The following is a 16,478-nucleotide window of genomic DNA, read 5'->3' as shown; positions in this document are numbered from 1 at the left end:
CTGTGAATCCTGAACTTTCTGCACCACCTTTACGTCGTCGACTGATTTGCATGGTCTATGAAGGCATGCTGCTATTTGGCATCGTTTTCGTGTCTGGCTGGATTTTCGACGTCTCTACGCAAAGCAGGCATGCCCTTACCTTGCGTCACGCACGGCAGTTCTGGCTGTTTTTTGTTGTAGGCGCGTATTTTGTCTTTTGCTGGAGCCGTAGTGGCCAGACCCTGGCCATGCAAACCTGGCGTATCAAGGTCACTGACCTGGATGGCGGCAAACTGCCTGTCGTCAAGGCCATCGTTCGCTATTGTCTTGCCTGGATGTGGTTTTTGCCGGCGGCAGCGCTGGTTTATCAGCTTGGCCTTAAACAATGGCCGATGGTTATTGTCGTCTCCCTCGGTATGCTGGCATGGGCAATGACAGCCCGCCTGGATAAAAACGGCCAGTTTCTGCATGACCGGCTTGCAAAGACACGCCTGGTTCATATTCCCGCCGAAATTGACCGCAAAGCAGACGCTGACGAATGATAGGTAACTGATCTTCTTTTGATGTTGGCTTTTCAATGTTATTCTTATGAAATAATCTATCGAGAAGAATGACATGCAACACAAAGCTCCTCGTCGAACCAGAGAACGCATCCTGGAATTATCCCTGCGCCTGTTCAATGAATTCGGCGAACCCAATATCACCACGACAGTCATCGCAGAGGAAATGAATATTTCCCCTGGCAATCTCTATTACCATTTTCGCAACAAAGACGACATCGTCAATTCCATTTTTGTTCAGTTTGAAGCTGAAATCAACAAAAAACTGGCCTTCCCTCAAGGCAGGAAAGCCAATATCCAGGATATCTGGACTTACCTGCACCTGACTTTCGAACTGGTCTGGCGTTACCGTTTTTTCTATCGTGACCTCAATGACCTGCTGTCGAGAAACCGCAAACTGGAACTGGAATTCAAGCAGATTCTGACGCACAAGATCAAGGTAGCGACCGAACTCTGCAATGGCTTGCGCGCAGATGGTGAGTTTGAAGCAACAGATATGGATATTGATGCCTTGTCGACCAATATGGTGGTCGTGGCGACCTACTGGCTCTCTTATGAATATGTGCGCAATCCCCGCAAATATACTGAATTGCAAACCATGTCCGAATCGCTGGCACGCGGTTGCTACCAGGTCATTGTATTGATCAGCCCTTACCTGCGCGGTGAAACCAAGCATGTCTTTGAAAAATTGTCGCAAGACTATTTGCGCAAGATGAATCCACAATGAAAACTGTTTGCGTCTATTGCGGCTCCTCTCCTGGCATTACAGAAAACTATGCGACCGGCGCACGCCAGTTGGCCGCGCAACTGGTCGCGCAGAATCTTGGCCTGGTCTATGGTGGCGGCAATGTCGGACTGATGGGCATCATCGCCGATGAGGTCATGCGCCTTGGCGGCCAGGTAACCGGCGTGATACCGCAAGCCCTGATGGACAAGGAAGTTGGCCATACCGCTCTGACCAAGCTGCATATCGTTGCGAATATGCATGAACGCAAAGCCATGATGGCAGATTTGTCGGATGCCTTTATCGCCATGCCAGGCGGTATAGGCACGCTGGAAGAATTATTTGAAGTATTAACTTGGTCACAACTGGGTTTTCATGAAAAACCAATAGGTTTATATAATATCGGTGGTTTTTACCAGAAGTTGCATGATTTTCTTTTACACACGGTAGAACAGGGGTTTTTGCGCTCCCAGCATCTGGATTTGTTGTACATAGACAAAGACGCAGCGTCCCTTTTGCATAAATTTGCCAGCTACCACCCTCAGCACGTCAAAAAATGGCTGGATGTCAAAGACTTGTGATCCACTCTGTATGATCTGGCACCTCAAGCCTGGTGCAAAAACCGTTATCAGGTCAAAAGCAGAGTAAAATGCGACTTTAATTGATCTTTCGTATTTATTTCAAATTATGAAATTTTCCAAGCAATTCCAGTTGTACGAGTCCGAAGCGACTCAATTCATCAAAAGCCTGAAAGAGGCGAACCCGGCGCTGGAGCAAAGCCAGCGTGATGGCCGCTTCCTGCTGTGGGACAAAAAGCCTGTCGATCTGGATACCCAAAAACGTCAGCAAGAATCACGTATCAACCAGCAAGCCTACGTTTATCAAAATAAAGGCTGAGCCAGCCTTTACATCAAGAACTTCGATAAATCGACACCATCGAGAAGCTTGTGACATCCACAACGGCTTTACCCGCAACCGAACTCCCTTTGGTTGGCGCAGTCGACAGCACACCTGATGTTGTCGATGGTTTGGCATTTGCCAGACTGTATGGTGAGCCGCTGTTCAAATTGCCGAACGACCTCTACATCCCGCCTGATGCGCTGGAAGTTTTTCTCGAAGCATTTGAAGGCCCGCTGGATTTACTGCTGTACTTGATACGCAAGCAAAACTTCAACATTCTCGACATCCCGATGGCGCAAGTCACGCTGCAGTATTTGCAGTATGTCGATCAGATCCGTAAGCATAATCTTGAACTGGCAGCTGAATACCTGCTGATGGCAGCGATGCTGATTGAAATCAAATCACGCATGCTGTTACCGTCAAACAAGACTGCTGACAGCGATGAAGCCAATGATCCGCGTGCAGAACTGGTACGTCGCCTGCTCGAATATGAACAAATGAAGCTGGCTGCCTATGACCTGAATGCCGTCCCGCAACTGGGGCGGGATTTTTTGCATGCGCAGGTGTTCGTCGAGCAAAACACTGTACTGCACTGGCCGCATGTTGATATCGCTGATTTACAATCTGCCTGGGCAGATGTATTAAAACGTGCGACCCTGGTCGCGCATCATAAAATCAGCCGCGAAGAATTGTCAGTGCGCGAGCATATGACGGGCATTTTACGTAAATTGCAATCAGCCAAATTCGTTGAATTTTCTGATTTGTTTGATCCCAGCCGTGGCGCGCCTGTACTGGTCGTCAATTTTGTGGCGCTGCTGGAACTAGCCAAAGAAACGCTGATAGAAATCACCCAGGCAGAAGCATTTGCGCCCATCTACGTGCGTCTGGCGTATTCGCCAGCCTGATTGCCATTCAATAAAAAAAACCTACCCAACATAGGGCAGCAACATGAAAATCATTTCCTCCATTGAAGAATTGCGCGACCAGTTAAGTGGGCAACTTCGCACTGCTTTTGTACCAACCATGGGCAATCTCCACGAAGGGCATTTATCCCTGATGCGCCTGGCAAAAAAACATGGTGACCCAGTCGTGGCATCGATTTTTGTCAACCGCCTGCAATTTGGCCCCAACGAAGATTTCGACAAATACCCGCGTACCTTTCAGGCTGACGTAGAAAAACTGGAAAAAGAAGGCGTGTACGTCTTGTTTGCTCCAACCGAAAAAGACCTGTACCCGGAACCGCAAGAATATCGCGTACGCCCACCGGATGACCTGGGCAATATTCTGGAAGGCGAATTCCGTCCAGGTTTCTTTACCGGTGTCACTACCGTGGTACTGAAGCTGTTTTCCTGCGTGCAGCCACGCGTGGCCGTATTTGGCAAGAAAGATTACCAGCAACTGATGATCGTCCGTAACATGAGCAAACAGTTTGCCCTGCCAACTGAAATCATCGCGGCGGACACCTATCGTGCCGAAGATGGCCTGGCCCTGTCTTCACGCAATATGTATCTGTCACCCGAAGAACGCGCTGAAGCACCTGCCCTGTACCAGGCGCTGAATGACGTTGCCAATGAAGTGCGTGGCGGCCATCTGGATATGTTTGAACTGGAACGTCGGGCCATGGCGAAACTGGATGAACGCCACTGGAAACCTGATTACATTTCCATACGCAAGCGCGCTGATTTGCAACCACCATCCGCTGGTGACATCGCCCAGCAAGCGCCGCTGGTGGTCGTCGCTGCCGCCAAACTGGGTAACACCCGCCTGATCGACAATCTGGAAATCTGATGTCGATATTTTGCCCGGCCCTGCGCATTGCCAGCCTTACTGCCCTGCTTAGCCTGTTTGCCAGCGCCGCGCAAGCCGGTATTACGGTCACAGATGATTCCCAGCGTCAGATCACGCTGGAGCAACCGGCGCAACGCATCGTCAGCCTGGCTCCGCATGTGACCGAGTTATTGTTTGAAGCTGGTGCGGCAAAAAATATAGTCGCTGTGACGGATTACAGCGACTATCCAGAAGCGGCAAAAAAATTGCCGTCGATAGGTAATATTTTTGCGCTGGATCTGGAGCGCCTGCTGGCAATCAAGCCGGATTTGGTCGTCATCTGGGGCACCGGCAATGCAAAGGTATTGGCAAACAAATTGCGCAGCAACCATATTACCGTGTTTGAAAGCGAACCACGCGATTTCGACATGGTGGCAACATCCATAGAAAGACTGGCGATACTGGCAGGAACAGAAACAGCAGGCAAGGCTGCCGCAGAAAGATTTCGCACCCGCCTCGCCAGCCTGCGCAAAACCTATCAGTTACCCGCATCTGCCACCCCGGTCAGCGTGTTCTACCAAATGGTGCGCAAACCCCTGATGACACTCAATGATGATCACATGGTGTCTTCTGCGATACGCCTGTGCGGTGGCAGGAATGTCTTTGGCAAGCTGAAAGAACTCAGTTCCACCATCACCACGGAAGCAGTGCTGGCTGCCAATCCCGACATGATGCTGACCAGCGGAGAAAGCACCGATGCACTGTCAGACTGGCAGCAGTTTTCGATATTGACCGCAGTGCGCAAGAATAATTTTTACGCTGTCAAAGGCGACTGGCTCAATCGCGCCGGGCCACGCATACTCGATGGTACTGAAGCCCTGTGCAAACACATCGCAACAGCCAGGGCAAAATAGCCCTGCCCTGCAAGCATTCGTCTTTACAGCGATAATAAGAATCCGGCTTGCAAGTGCAAGCGTATTTTTTGATTGTCACTCATGCGTCAAGGCATTTTGTTTGCAGGCTCCGCTTATTTGCTATGGGGTCTGTTTCCTATCTATTTCAAGGCACTGCACGAAGTCCCCGCACTGGAAATTTTATTAAATCGCATGGTGTGGTCATTGCTGTTCCTGGCTGGCGTGCTGACCTGGCGCAAGCAATGGGGATGGATCAGGCCAGCATTTCGCCAGCCTAAACTTATTGCCGGCTTCGCCCTGAGCGCCCTGCTTTTATCTGCCAACTGGTTCGTCTATATCTGGGCAGTCAATAGTGGGCATGTGATAGATGCCAGCCTTGGCTATTTCATTACACCGCTGGTCAATATCCTGATCGGCTCGCTCTTGCTGCGCGAACGACTGCGCCCAGGTCAGTGGATAGCCGTTGCCCTGGCCGCGTTTGGGGTTGCCTGGTTAACGTTCCAGACCGGGCACTTGCCATGGATAGGCCTGGTACTTGCCATCACGTTCGGCAGCTATGGCTTATTGCGCAAGACCTCAGCACTGGGTGCGTTGGAAGGCTTGTCGCTGGAAACTGCCCTGCTGTTTCCTTTTGCCTTTGGCTATCTGATCTGGATGGGCATGCAAGGTCACAATGCCTTTATTGCCGGCGCTGCGAACATCAAGCTGCTCATCCTGCTGAGCGGCCCCATCACCGCCATCCCCCTGCTCTTGTTTGCAGCAGGTGCGCGTCGCATACCAATGACGACGCTGGGCTTGCTGCAATATATGTCGCCCCTCATACAATTGCTGTTGGGCGTGTGGCTATACCACGAACCTTTTGATACCCACAAACTGGCTGGTTTTATCGCCATCTGGGCTGCCCTGGTCGTGTATTCAGCTGAAGGATTGTGGAAGAACTTCAGGACACAAAAGAGCATCGTCAAACAAACAGCCTAGCCTGCCGTTTTCATCTGTAATTTGCCAGCCTGCCGCTTTTACTATTGCGAGGTCTTGCAAAGACATCGCAGGCGCCCTGCTTCAATGGGATGTCGTCAGGGTGATATGCAACGGATAATTCATCTTGCAAGCCTGGCCTTTACAGATTGCTGGCTTGAATTGCTCATTCATCAGCTCCATGGCAACCAGCTGCGACATGCGGGCATCAGGTGACTTGACAACGCCTACTGAGGTCGGCTTACCTTCTTCATTGATTTCAGCAAAAATGACTAATTCACCCTGCAAATGCAATGCATCCTGGCCTTTTGCGATCACACGGTATAAGTCCTTGACCCCATTCAAAGGATAAGGTGGTTCGTCTGCTTCATCCATTTTTTCATAACGGGACTTCACCAGCTTTTTTTGTTCCGGCGTCAAGTCAGCATACGCTTTATTGATGGGCACATTCAAACCGGTCACGGCATTTCGCTGGATATTTGAGCCGGTTGATGCACGCTCCTGTTTCAGATTGAATTCGGGCGCACTAACCGGCTGCTGCGCATATGCCGCGACCGCATTCAAGGCAGCCAGGCTGAATATTATTTTAACGAAGGCAGACATAGGGATCTCATAGTAGGCAAGGCAAATTAACAGGCGTAGCTTGATATATTAAACGCAATGTTTTCAATTATACAAATACTTGTCTGAAAAGTCATTCTCATAATGATTTCGCGTATTTATGGACACGCCATAAAATGCCGGACACCAGTACCGTCGCCCCAGCGCAAGGCACACCGCTCATTTCATGTTAAAGTAGCGGCTTGGCTAGGGGTCCTGGAAATAGTGTTTCCGGGTGAGAGAGTCCCTTCTACCTGATCTGGATAATGCCAGCGAAGGGAAGCGCAAAGTCCCGTCAAATCCGATTCTTTGTTTGCTCCCGCGCTGTCATGCCACAACGCACTACTGAGCAAATCATGTCAAACATCACGTTTCGCCCGAGCACTATTGCCATTTCTATCGCACTGGCCTATGTAGCACTGCCGTCAGTCTATGCCCAAAGCACAGAAAAATCCTTGCCGGAAGTCACCATCACAGGCAGCAAAACCACAGAGCCCAAGGCAGAGCGCAGCAAAACAGCTGGCTTTATCGAAACACCACTGGTTGATACGCCGTTTTCAGTTAACGTCATGACCAGCAGCCAGATGCAGGATTTGCGTGTGCGTCAGACCAGCGATGCGATGAAATTTGATGCCAGCGTCAACGATGCCTATAACGCGATCGGCTATGCAGAACAATTTTCCATACGCGGTTTTGCACTCGATAACTCATCAAGCTATCGCAAGGATGGCTTCGCCATACCTGGTGATGCCTCAATCCCGCTGGAAAACAAGGAACGCATAGAAGTATTAAAAGGTATTGCCGGTTTCCAGGCAGGCTTTGCAACACCAGGCGGCATCATCAATTATGTGACCAAGCGCCCAACGACTGCGCCCTTGCGTTCAATCACGATGGAAATCAGTGAGCGCGGCACTCTGTATGGCGCAGCCGATATCAGCGATAATTCCAGCGACAGGCAATTTGGTTTCCGCATCAACGCTGCTGGTGAGCGTTTGCGCTCCTATGTGAAAGGTGCAAATGGCGAGCGCCAGTTTATCTCTGGTGCATTTGACTGGCACATTAGCCCACAGGCCCTGCTGCAAATTGATGCAGATTACCAGCATAAATCACAGTTGTCTGTCCCTGGTTTTCAATTGTTCAACGGCACAGATTTGCCGCGTGGCGTACCTGCTGACCTGATGCTTAATGAGCAACCCTGGGCAAGGCCGGTTGATACACGCAACAGCAATCTGGGTCTGCGATTTGAATATCAGTTGAATACGGACTGGCGCATGTCGCTGGCGGCGAATAAGCACGAATTCAAGCGTGATGATTACACAGCCTTCCCTTACGGCTGTGGCTCAGCCAATTTGTACCCTGGTTATTGCGCGAACGGTGACTATGATGTGTACGACTATCAAAGCGTCAATGAATCCAAATCATTATGGGGTACGCAGGCGCTGCTGAACGGTAAATTTGCTACTGATGGCTTACGCCATGAATTTGCTGTTGGCCTCAGTAACTCACAAAGACGTGATTACTATGGTGATTATGTGTACGACTATGTGGGCACGAGCAATTTGTTCCACCCCGTCGTCGTTCCGCCTTCAATGAACAAAACCGGCCCGGTCTTTTTGCGCCGTACAGATAAGGAATGGTCAGCATTTGTTCAGGACATCATCAGCTTGCAAGACAATCTGAAATTGCATCTTGGCTTGCGTCAGTTGCATATCTCACGCACACAGTTTGACAATCCGGGCTACGACCAGAGCAAGTTTTTATCTACTGCGGCTATCGTTTTCAATCCAGTTCAAACGGTTTCGCTGTATGGCAGTTTCGCGCAAGGTCTGGAGCACGGCGGCATTGCGCCTTTTGGCACCAGCAATGCCAATCAGATGCTGGACCCTGGCAAATCGACACAGTTTGAAATTGGCGTCAAAGCCGATGTCCAGCGCAATCTGAATTTGTCGGCTGCGATTTTCCGCATCAAGAAACCACTGGAATATACCAATGCCAGCAACATCTATGTCAGCAATGGTGAAGCACTGCATACCGGGCTGGAACTGTCGGCACAGGGTAAGTTACTGCCACAACTGAATCTGGGTGCCAGCCTGACTGCACTGGATGCCAAGCAGCAAAATACCGGCATCAGCAGCCTTGACGGCAAGCGTGTCATGAATGTGCCGCGATTGAAATCTTCGGTCTATCTGGATTATGCCGTCGCAGAAATCAAGGGGCTGAATTTGAACAGTACCTGGCAATATGCATCGAGCAAAGCCTTCAGCCCTGACAATACCGTCAGCGTGCCTGGCTATCATGTATTGAACCTGGGTGCACGTTATACGACGCAAATTGGCAGCACCGCGACGACCCTGCGCTTTAACATCGACAATGCACTGGATAAATTTTACTGGCGTGACGTGACGCAATCACTGGGCGGCTATTTGTTCCCGGGTGCACCGCGTACTTATAAAGTATCAGCGCAATTTGATTTCTGACAGATTCAAAATTTCGAGGTAGATTCACAAAAAGACAGATTTGAAAATCTGTCTCTTTTTATTTCACAGGACTACCAATTTGCACCGATGAATCCGAATCCGGCAAGAATATCCCAGCCAGCATGCTCAATAATACCAGCGCGGATATTGCCGCGCCATTTTGCCAGAATACCCAGGAACAGGCCGTGCAACACGATTGCCAATACCGAGCTAAGTCCTTCGTAAGCATGTCCAATACCGAACAGGATGGCCTGGAGCACGATGGCGACACCGACGTTTCCCGTCATTGAAGTAAGCTGGCGTTGAAGATAACCACGAAACACGATCTCTTCACATATGCCCGCGCTGATAGATAAGCATATCCAGGCACTTATACCAAAGAAACCCGTCGGCTGTGAAGAAAGAATCGGATTGCCTGCCTGCGAAGCCTGGTCCGGCAAGAGCGTGTGCACACCATATGAACATGCATAAATCAGTGCGAATGCCAGTGCTGCATACGCGCAATCACTGAAAATTTTATGCAGTTTGAAGCTCGTTAATCCAAAAAATTCCAGCACAGAATGACCATAATCTTTCATGCCTTTGTAAATGAAAAATGCCCAATACCAAAGCACGCAGATCATGACCAGGTTGGTCTTGAGCATTTGATTCGAATCAGGTATCTGTTTGGCTGCCCCAGTGTTTGAAGAGTTCATCACACCAGCCACCAGTAAGATCATGACGATGCCAAACAGCATCAAGGTGTGCCGGGGTGAGGCCAATAATTTCTTAGGGTTGTCTATTGTTTCTACTACATTTGCCGGGGTGTTATTGATGCTGTTCATGTCAGGCACGTCCTTATGCTGGTTAGTATCATGCGTAATAAAACATTCGAAGGTCTGTATTGATTGAAATTTGTTAGCTTGCCTGGCTTCGCCACATCTTCAGCGCGACCACCGATGCAGTGTCCACAAATAGAGAAATGCTTACTTGCTGAATTTTCCTGAGTGCTGACTTAACAGGGAGACGAAGAATTTCAATGCGGCAGTAGTCCGATCAAGGTCACCTGTACTCATGTATTCCAGCACCAGGCCATCGATCACGCCACTGCACAGGGTGGCAATGGTGCGACGCTGGGCTGACTCAGGTATGCCATGCTCCAGCACGTCCAGCCAGCTGGAACTGGTATCGGACAAGAATTGCGCATAGATGGCAGGGTTTTGCATTGCCAGTACCTGGACTTCAAATAGCAGGCGCACATAACGGATGTTTTCTTTATCGGTAATCCAGCTCCAGAACGATTCCATGCTCGCTTCACCGCGATTTGCCTGCATCATTTTCATCACTGATAGTTGTACACGCGAACGCACCTCTTCCATCACCACCGTGATCAGCTTTTCCTTGGACTCGAAGTGGTAGATCAGTAATCGCGCACTGGTCCCGATATGCTCCGCCAGCGGCCGCAACGATAGCTCTGCCAGGCCATGTTCCAGAAAATAATTAAGCGCGTTGTCGCGCAGTTCATCTCGTCTATTCATGAAACGAATGTTACATGAAACATTCGTTTCATACAATGATCAATGAAATATTTTTTTTAAGTATTTCAAACAAAGCGCTTTGTGCCGCCCACTGTCGTCGCAATCTACCGCATGACATACTGCCATCACTATCAGCCTGGTTACGAATAATCGGTTTGTGCGGTTTCGACCGCTTCATGACTGACTCTGGGTTTCACATACGGGATCGGGATATGGGACGAAGATGGGGGATGGGAGATAGAAAATCGGCAAAGCAGACATAGGCTGAAGGTCATACTCCAAAAGTCTGACACTATCTAGCGCCAGCTTGAAGAGATCGCATTACTCAAAAAAAAAGACAGGTTGCAAACCTGTCTTTTTCGGAGGCGTTAAACACTCGCCCTGACCAGAAAATCAATGCCGATTTCACGCCAAGACTCGATTTCCTTTTGCAGCCAGTACGCGACTGTCGGGTGGACTGTCACCCAGTCGCGTTTCATTTCCAGCTCGATACGACCTTTCATTTTCAGGCGTATATCCTCAAAATCAATTTCTGCACGTGAATGCATGAGCATGACCGATAAACGCAGGGCCAATACTGCCTTGGCAAAATCCTGGTCTGCCAGGCCGTCACCGATCTTGCGCAGATTACCTTTCTGGCTCAGTATCAGCTTGCTCATGACTCTTTGTTCGCGTGTGGTAAAGCCTGCCATGTCGGCATTTTCTATCATATAGGCACCATGCTTGTGATAACCCGTATGCGAAATCACCATACCAACTTCATGCAGGGTCGCACTCCATTGCAATAAGCGCACATAGGTTTCCGAAGCTGGCTTCAATTGCTGATACAAGGACTTCACCATGTCCGCCACGCGGTTGGCGCGTGACAGGTCTGTGTGGAACAGGCTTGCCACTTTATGCACGGCAGTTTCGCGGCGATCGCGTTTGGTGGCACGCAAATACAGATCCCACATCACCCCCATACGCAAACCGGCTTCTATAGGCTGCAAGACCGCGATATTGAATTCGGTCAGCAAGCCTATCAGTATCGCCAGCCCACCGACCACCATGGCCACGCGCTCAGGTTTGATGCCACTTAATTCCAGTTGATCAATGCGGCCAGACTGCACGCAATACTGCTTTAGCGCATTCAGGCTTTTCAAGGTCAATGTCCCATCACCCAGGCCACCTTTGCTGATCGCATCGGAAATGGCACGCATGGTGCCAGAGGAACCATAGGCTTTGCGCCAGTGCTCAGGTTGATACGGTGGTGCCGCATCTTCAAACATCGAACGTGCCGATAAAATGGCGGCTTCAAAAGCGGCATCGGTCAGCCGCCCGTCAGGGAAAAAACTGGCACTATGCCTGACCGTGCCTATGCTAAATGACTCAACTTTGACAATCTCGTGGCCACGGCCAAGTATGACCTCGGTGGAACCGCCGCCGATATCAAGCACCAGGCGGCGCTCGCCCGGAACCGCAACAGCATTTGATACGCCCATATAGATGAGGCGGCCCTCTTCTTCCCCGGAAATCACTTCGATGGGGCAGCCTATGGCAGCTTCTGCCAGGGGTAACAGGACGTGGGCGTTTTTAGCGATGCGTATGGTATTGGTAGCCACCACACGCAGGCTTTCTACTGGATAGGCGTTGAGAATTTCACGAAAGCGCACCAGGCAGGACACTGCCTTCTGTATCGCCTCTGGCGTCAAATTACCATTCTTGTCCAGACCTGCGGCCAGGCGTATCGGGTCACGCGCGCTCTTGATGACCTTGATCACATCACCCTCGTGGCGGGCGATGTGCATACGAAAACTGTTGGAACCCAGATCAACGGCGGCCAGCATGTTTTCTATCCTTTTCTGAAATGAGGTAAAGACGTGTACGAAACAAATTAAGCATAAATGATATTAATCATTTTTTATGACCGGTCAGTGACTATTTCCGTCATTGTCCTGAAAACGACGCTATTGCACGAAAAACCGTCTTTCCATGGCTTCCAGCCCTGTTGTTTTCAGGACTTCAGCCAGACGCTCTGCCGGCCGCCTGGCAGGCAGGTTTTTATATTCTGCCACGATGAGTTCGTTTTTCATCGAATGTTCCCATCCTACCAATTCCGTAACACGTACCTGGTAACCATGTGCCTCCAGTTGCAAACAGCGCAGTACATTGGTGATCTGGCTGCCAAATTCACGCGTGTGGATAGGATGACGCCACATTTCCGACAAGGCATTATTTTTCACCGCATCGCCTTTGGCCTTGCGCAGTTCTGCCGCCACTTCTGCCTGACAACAGGGCACCAGCACCATGAATTGCGCCTTCTTCTTCAACGCAAACTGTATGGCATCATCTGTCGCCGTATCGCAGGCATGCAGAGCTGTGACGATATCAATTTTTTCCGGCAAGGCATCAGAAGTGATGGAATCAGCCACCGACAAATTGAGAAAAGACATACCAGGAAAATCCAGGCGCTGCGCCAGCTCTGTCGAGCGTTGCACCAGTTCATCACGCGTTTCTATGCCATAGATCCTGGCCTTGCTTTGCGCCTGCGCTGACTTGAAGAACAGGTCATACAAGATGAAGCCCAGATAAGACTTGCCGGCGCCATGATCAACCAGGCTGATATCAGCATGATCCTCTTGCAGCTTCAGCAACAGAGGCTCAATGAATTGATACAAATGATAAACCTGCTTGAGTTTGCGGCGGCTGTCCTGGTTCATCTTGCCATCACGCGTCAGGATGTGTAGCTCTTTGAGCAATTCCAGTGACTGGCCTTCACGAATCTCGTGTTTTTCCTGCGATTGTTTCGCCTCTGTTGTTTTCTTCACTTCAGTTCTATCTGTTTTCTTTTTCATATTGTGACGCTCGTAGAGAGAAAAGGCATGCAATCACTGACTTAAAGGGATGAAAGCATGCTGATTATGATCCACCATAACAACTTCGTTAATTGAAATCAAACTGAAACAGAATTAAGCTAAAATAATCTGGCAGGACTTAGTGGCAAAAAAGCATGGCAGGCACAAACCATGAACTGCCATTGAACAGTCTTCTGAAAAACAAAAAAGGACTCAGGCTTTATACCTGAGTCCTCTGTTTTGGTAGGCCGTGCGGGATTCGAACCTGCGACCAACGGATTAAAAGTCCGCTGCTCTACCAGCTGAGCTAACGACCCAAAACTGCTAAAAAAGATAAAGACTTAGATGTTGACCTAAGTCTTTTTGTATTCGTGGTAGGCCGTGCGGGATTCGAACCTGCGACCAACGGATTAAAAGTCCGCTGCTCTACCAGCTGAGCTAACGACCCGAAAGACCGAGATTATAGTAGGTTTCAGGTACCCTGTCAACGCTGCTGCCAGATTATCGGCCTTGCGGCTTACTTCAGGCCAGACAGGCGGTTCTTGGCAGCCTGTGCAGCTTCGGTCTCAGGATATTGCACAATCACATTTTCAAGGACTTTTTTGGCCGCTGCTTTTTCTTTCAGCTCGACATGGCAGGTTGCGATATTGAGCATCGCATCTGGTGCCTTGGGATGGTCAGGATAATTCTTGACCAGTTGCTGCATGGCTGAAATCGTATTGCGGCAATCACGTTGCGCATAATACGAATTGCCCAGCCAGTATTGGGCAGAGCCTGCATAGGCTGATTGCGGGTAGTTCACCATGAAGCTGGAAAATGCAGTCGCTGCATTTTTATAATCCGCTGACTTGAATAAAGTCATGGCTGCGTCGAAGACGCGCTGTTCATTGACATCGACAGTGGCTTCCTTGCCATCCACCGTCATGCGCTTGGGTTCAAGCTTGCGCACACGATTATCCAGGTCGACATAAAAATCCTGCTGGCGGCGCTGGGTGTTGGCAAGGTCATTGGTCAATACTTCAATCTGACCACGCAGCTTGGCGATTTCACTACGCAACAACTCGTTTTCATTTGCCAGTTCAAGTGCGGTATTTTTATCTGCCTTGGTTTCCAGTTTGGAGTCGAGCCTGGAATTGACAGCATCAATTTTGGCACGCAGATCAAGTATTGCTTTACGCGCTTCATCATCATCAAAAATGCCGGCAGAGGCAACGGTAGGAGCCAACACAGCAGCGAATGCTACCGCGATGAATGACGCATGTATGGATTTGAGTTTCATGGCGATCTGTAAAAGATTGAAGCACACCGGATGAACGACTGCGTATCCGGTGTCAAGCGCGAAAGAAAGCCCTGGAAGAGGGCTTTCAGGCGCAGTGAAAATTACTTGTAAATAATGTCAGAGCGACGGTTTTCTGCCCAGGACGCTTCATCGCTGCCAGTTGCTTTTGGTTTTTCTTTACCCAAAGAAACGGCTTCGATTTGTGCTTCAGACACGCCCAGCAAAGCTAAAGCCTTGCGAACCGCTTCGGCACGTTTCTGACCCAGCGCCAGGTTGTATTCACGGCCGCCACGCTCATCGGTATTACCCTGGATCAGGATGCCACGGCCTTTGTTGGCGATCAGATATTTCGCATGCGCTTCGACGACAGGCTTGAACTCGTCTTTAACAACATAGCTATCATAGTCAAAATAAATACTGCGCTTGGCCAAAGCACCTTGCGTCAGTGGGTCAACGGTTGTTGTCACTGTCTTTACCGCATTGGGGTCAGCCTGATTGTTTGTCGTCGTCGTTTGTGTTGATCTTTCTTCGACTTTTTTTTCTTCCAGTGGCACTTTGGAAGCACAGGCAGTCATTAACACGACACTGGAAATCAATATGGCCAGAGTCTTGGATTGGGATGTGAAGCGCATTTTCTCTCCTGATTAATTAAGTTAAGTACTGCTTATTTCATGAAAGGACCCCAGGTGGGCTCCCGAATATCTCCGGCCTGGACCGTCAATTTTTGCTTCACCTTACCATCTACTGAGACTACTGCAAGCGAACCGCGGCGACCTGATTCCGTGGCATACATGATGTAGCGACCATTGGGTGAAAAGCTTGGTGACTCGTCTTTGGTGGTATCTGACAGTCTTTGTTCCTGTCCGTTCGCCAAATCCATTGCATACAGCTGGAATTTGCCGTCACGACGTGAAATATAAGCCAAAGTCTTGCCATCTGGAGAAATTCTTGGGGTGATATTATATGTGCCACTAAAAGTCACGCGCTTTGGCTCACCACCTGCCGTACTGATCTTGTAGATCTGAGGGCCACCACTACGGTCGCTCAGGAAATAAATCGACTGTCCATCTGCCGAAAATTGCGGCTCGGTGTCAATACCCGCACTGCTTGTCAGTTTTTGCAGGCCACTGCCATTGGCATTCACCGTAAAAATCTGAGTCTGCCCATCTCGCGACAGAGCGACTGCCAGTTTGCTGCCATCAGACGACCAGGAAGGTGCCGAATTGCTGCCCTTGAAGTTGGCAATGATCGTACGTTCCCCCGTGATCAGGTTTTGCACCCAGATCACCGGCTTGCGCGATTCAAAAGATACATAGGCCACTTTGGTGCCATCAGGCGACCAGGCTGGCGAAATGATGGGTTCAGGAGAACGCAAGGCTACCTTGATACCCTCGCCATCTGCATCGGCAACTTCCAGGCGATATTCGGAACCAGACTTGGTTACATAGGCGATACGGGTAGAAAACACACCACGCACGCCAGTCAATTTTTCATAAATATCGTCAGCAATGCGATGTGCTGTCAGACGTATATTGGCCGGTGGCGCAGAAACCGAAAAACCGGAAAGTGTCGCCGATTTCACGGTATCAAACAATTTATAGCGTACGTCAAAACGACCATCGCTCAGGCTTTGCACGCTGCCGACAACCAATGCATCAGCACCTTTTGATTTCCAGTCACCAAAATTGACTGCTGCGGTTTCATTGAGAACGACACCGGCATCAATGATCTTGAAGTAACCGCTACGTGCCAGGTCATCCTTGATGATACTGGTTACTTGCTGGGGTGTTAATGCCTCATCAGTAAACCCAGCCACTGCAATGGGTATCTGCGTGGCAACACCAGCAACTTCAACCCGGATCTGTGATTGGGCAGACGCCTGCAAAGTCATGCTACCTATGGCAGCAAGCATCGAACTGATCGCAATTTTTTTTAACAGTGACATCATGAGT

17 protein-coding genes, 2 tRNA genes and 1 riboswitch are annotated in these 16,478 nt (G+C 49.7%); of the genes, 9 read left to right on the top strand and 10 right to left on the bottom strand.

Going from position 1 to position 16,478, the window contains the following annotated elements:
* Positions 1-2 precede the first annotated feature (2 nt).
* The 8 genes from ACO0LH_RS20775 (at position 3) to rarD (ending at position 5,822) form a co-directional block, all read left to right on the top strand.
* The gene (locus tag ACO0LH_RS20775; RefSeq protein ID WP_422943044.1) at positions 3-521 is read left to right on the top strand and encodes an RDD family protein; all 519 of its coding nucleotides are present in this window, start codon (positions 3-5) and stop codon (positions 519-521) included.
* 73 nt (positions 522-594) lie between these two features.
* Positions 595-1,266 carry a TetR/AcrR family transcriptional regulator gene (locus tag ACO0LH_RS20770; RefSeq protein ID WP_422943043.1) on the top strand — a complete coding sequence of 224 codons (672 nt, stop codon included), beginning with the start codon at positions 595-597 and terminating at the stop codon, positions 1,264-1,266.
* Positions 1,263-1,844, top strand: coding sequence for a TIGR00730 family Rossman fold protein (locus tag ACO0LH_RS20765; RefSeq protein ID WP_422943042.1), 582 nt, complete (start codon positions 1,263-1,265; stop codon positions 1,842-1,844). Before ACO0LH_RS20770 ends, ACO0LH_RS20765 begins: the two co-directional genes overlap by 4 nt.
* Positions 1,845-1,950: 106 nt before the next feature.
* On the top strand, positions 1,951-2,160 hold the full coding sequence (locus ACO0LH_RS20760) for a DUF3460 family protein (protein WP_422943041.1): 210 nt from the start codon (positions 1,951-1,953) through the stop codon (positions 2,158-2,160).
* A gap of 50 nt (positions 2,161-2,210) precedes the next feature.
* Positions 2,211-3,068: a segregation and condensation protein A gene (locus ACO0LH_RS20755; protein WP_422943040.1), complete on the top strand. Its 858-nt coding sequence runs from the start codon at positions 2,211-2,213 to the stop codon at positions 3,066-3,068.
* A gap of 43 nt (positions 3,069-3,111) precedes the next feature.
* Positions 3,112-3,951, top strand: coding sequence for a pantoate--beta-alanine ligase (gene panC, locus ACO0LH_RS20750; RefSeq protein ID WP_422943039.1), 840 nt, complete (start codon positions 3,112-3,114; stop codon positions 3,949-3,951).
* A complete protein-coding gene (locus tag ACO0LH_RS20745) occupies positions 3,951-4,844 on the top strand; it encodes a cobalamin-binding protein (RefSeq protein WP_422943038.1) in 894 nt (297 codons plus the stop codon). Before panC ends, ACO0LH_RS20745 begins: the two co-directional genes overlap by 1 nt.
* An 81-nt stretch (positions 4,845-4,925) precedes the next feature.
* Complete coding sequence (rarD, locus tag ACO0LH_RS20740) at positions 4,926-5,822, top strand: EamA family transporter RarD (RefSeq protein WP_422943037.1); 897 nt, start codon at positions 4,926-4,928, stop codon at positions 5,820-5,822.
* An 81-nt stretch (positions 5,823-5,903) separates the two neighbouring features.
* Here the strand turns inward: rarD and ACO0LH_RS20735 are convergent, their stop codons facing one another.
* Complete coding sequence (locus ACO0LH_RS20735) at positions 5,904-6,422, bottom strand: hypothetical protein (protein ID WP_422943036.1); 519 nt, start codon at positions 6,420-6,422, stop codon at positions 5,904-5,906.
* Between the two features lie 196 nt (positions 6,423-6,618).
* A riboswitch (TPP riboswitch) is annotated at positions 6,619-6,717 on the top strand.
* A gap of 58 nt (positions 6,718-6,775) precedes the next feature.
* On the opposite strand from ACO0LH_RS20735, the gene ACO0LH_RS20730 reads away from it, so the two are divergent.
* Positions 6,776-8,896 (top strand): TonB-dependent siderophore receptor, encoded by a 2,121-nt coding sequence (locus ACO0LH_RS20730; protein WP_422943035.1) that lies wholly within the window; start codon positions 6,776-6,778, stop codon positions 8,894-8,896.
* A gap of 71 nt (positions 8,897-8,967) precedes the next feature.
* Here ACO0LH_RS20730 and ACO0LH_RS20725 read toward each other — a convergent pair whose 3' ends face one another.
* From ACO0LH_RS20725 to tolB, 9 genes are all read right to left on the bottom strand, one after another.
* Entirely contained in the window at positions 8,968-9,720 is a 753-nt protein-coding gene (locus ACO0LH_RS20725; protein ID WP_422943034.1) for a CPBP family intramembrane glutamic endopeptidase, read from the bottom strand.
* A gap of 141 nt (positions 9,721-9,861) precedes the next feature.
* The gene (locus ACO0LH_RS20720; protein ID WP_422943033.1) at positions 9,862-10,413 is read right to left on the bottom strand and encodes a TetR/AcrR family transcriptional regulator; all 552 of its coding nucleotides are present in this window, start codon (positions 10,411-10,413) and stop codon (positions 9,862-9,864) included.
* A 368-nt stretch (positions 10,414-10,781) separates the two neighbouring features.
* Positions 10,782-12,239, bottom strand: a complete 1,458-nt coding sequence (locus tag ACO0LH_RS20715) for a Ppx/GppA family phosphatase (protein ID WP_422943032.1) — start codon at positions 12,237-12,239, stop codon at positions 10,782-10,784.
* Positions 12,240-12,359: 120 nt separating this feature from the next.
* The gene (locus tag ACO0LH_RS20710) at positions 12,360-13,247 is read right to left on the bottom strand and encodes a class I SAM-dependent methyltransferase (RefSeq protein WP_422943031.1); all 888 of its coding nucleotides are present in this window, start codon (positions 13,245-13,247) and stop codon (positions 12,360-12,362) included.
* 241 nt (positions 13,248-13,488) lie between these two features.
* A tRNA-Lys gene (locus ACO0LH_RS20705) sits at positions 13,489-13,564 on the bottom strand.
* A gap of 55 nt (positions 13,565-13,619) precedes the next feature.
* Positions 13,620-13,695, bottom strand: a tRNA-Lys gene (locus tag ACO0LH_RS20700).
* A gap of 69 nt (positions 13,696-13,764) precedes the next feature.
* A complete protein-coding gene (gene ybgF, locus ACO0LH_RS20695) occupies positions 13,765-14,526 on the bottom strand; it encodes a tol-pal system protein YbgF (protein ID WP_422943030.1) in 762 nt (253 codons plus the stop codon).
* Positions 14,527-14,627: 101 nt separating this feature from the next.
* The gene (pal, locus tag ACO0LH_RS20690; protein ID WP_422943029.1) at positions 14,628-15,158 is read right to left on the bottom strand and encodes a peptidoglycan-associated lipoprotein Pal; all 531 of its coding nucleotides are present in this window, start codon (positions 15,156-15,158) and stop codon (positions 14,628-14,630) included.
* Between the two features lie 32 nt (positions 15,159-15,190).
* On the bottom strand, positions 15,191-16,438 hold the full coding sequence (gene tolB / locus ACO0LH_RS20685; RefSeq protein ID WP_422943114.1) for a Tol-Pal system beta propeller repeat protein TolB: 1,248 nt from the start codon (positions 16,436-16,438) through the stop codon (positions 15,191-15,193).
* Between the last annotated feature and the right edge of the window lie 40 nt (positions 16,439-16,478).

The sequence above is a fragment of the Undibacterium sp. TJN19 genome (assembly GCF_049339485.1).
In the GTDB taxonomy this organism is placed as follows: Bacteria; Pseudomonadota; Gammaproteobacteria; order Burkholderiales; family Burkholderiaceae_D; genus Undibacterium.
Note: the sequence above shows the minus strand (reverse complement) of the source record. Positions and strands in the feature narration are given on the sequence as shown.